Annotated in this window: 1 protein-coding gene; it reads right to left on the bottom strand. The window is 31.3% G+C overall.

The annotated features are described in order from the left end of the window. Window positions 1–318 precede the first annotated feature (318 nt). Window positions 319–1625: putrescine-ornithine antiporter (gene potE / locus ABTY61_RS41830; RefSeq protein WP_350510494.1), on the bottom strand; the 1307-nt coding region annotated here is incomplete at its 5' end.

The raw sequence follows: 1625 nt of genomic DNA, 5'->3' as shown, positions 1-1625 counted from the left end.
GCTGATATTAGTAAGCTTAAGACAGCATATAAACCATCAAGTAATACCATATCACTATTTGAAATAATACCCAGAAATATTCCAGTTACTGAAAAAATGAATGCTCCTAAAGTTGATATAAAAAGAATTCGGCTTATTTCGTTGTTGTGCATTTTCATTTTATCTTATCCTTTATTTTTATTAACATTTTCATTTTACGCCTATCTAAATATTTATTCAAAATTAATAATGTATATATTATATCCATTTCAAAAAACAGTCTAAGAAGCAACTCTTACTTCTTAGACTGTTTTTTGAAATTTAAATCATAAATCGTTTCTATTCATTAACATTTTTAGATTTTTCTGTATCGAATCTATAAGAAATAAATCCATAAAGAGTCCATCCAGCAAATGTTACAATAGCACCATAGTAAACAGCTATTCCTCCAGAAGAGTAAATAGCATATAAAGTATATATACCAGCTATAATTGCTATAATATTAGTCCACTTCATAGTCTTATTAGAAATACTTGTTGATGTTTCTTTTTGCATGGTTTTAATACTTGCCATTGTTAACACATAAGGTACTGCATTAGTTACCACCGCTAAATTGACTAATATTGTAAACTGTTTAGATAAAGATGGACTAATTGTCATTAATGAAATTAACGTTTGTAATACAGTAATAATTACCATTCCAATTATTGGTGTACCATTGCCGATAGTTTTAGCAAAGATTTTAGGGAAATATTTTTCAACTGCTGAGCTTCTAAATACTTCTGCAATGGTAAATTGCCAACCAATCAAAGATCCAAAGCAAGATATTATCATTAAAGCTATAACAATATTACCAATCGTAGGGTTAAACATATGACTAAATGCTAAACCAAATGGTGCACTAGATTTAGCTAAATCTTTAATAGGAGAAATACCTAAAATTACATTTGTAGATAAAATATACATTATTGCTGCACCTATAGTACCACCCATTACAGCAATAGGAACATTTTTCTTAGGATTTTCTACAGCATCACTATTAGCTGCAGCAGATTCAAGACCTAAAAAAGCCCATAGTGTTATAGAAATAGATTTACCCATTCCTTCTATAAAGCTATAATTGTGAGGGTTCCAAGATGTTGCAAAGCTACTTCCACTAAAGTAAAACCAACCAACAATACTGATGAAAATTACAGGTAAAATAACGCCCCAAACTGTAAACGTACTAATTCTTCCTGTAATATTTGCTCCTCCAAAGTTCAATATTGTTGCAACCCATAAAACTACTATAGTCCACATTGCTGTTGCCAATGGTGATAAATGAACATTAAATAAAACAGCAATATAACCTACTGAAGATATAGCAATAGCCGCATTAGCTATAACTAGAGAGAGTCCATAAGTGTAATTAGTAAGGAAGGCTCCAGCTTTGCCAAATGAGTATTCTGCATATCCTCCCATTCCACCACCTTTTGAACTATATAAGCCAGCTCTAGCGAATATAAAAGCTAACATTGTAGCTCCAATTGTTGTTATAATCCAAGAAAGTATTGACATTGTACCCACTTGTGCCAGATTAGTAGGTAGCATGATAATTCCTGAGCCCATCATATTAACAGCTGTAACAATCGTTAATTGAGTAACGC

This window comes from Kitasatospora sp. NPDC096128 (genome assembly GCF_040303105.1).
Taxonomy (GTDB): Bacteria; Actinomycetota; Actinomycetes; order Streptomycetales; family Streptomycetaceae; genus Kitasatospora.
Note: the sequence above shows the minus strand (reverse complement) of the source record. Positions and strands in the feature narration are given on the sequence as shown.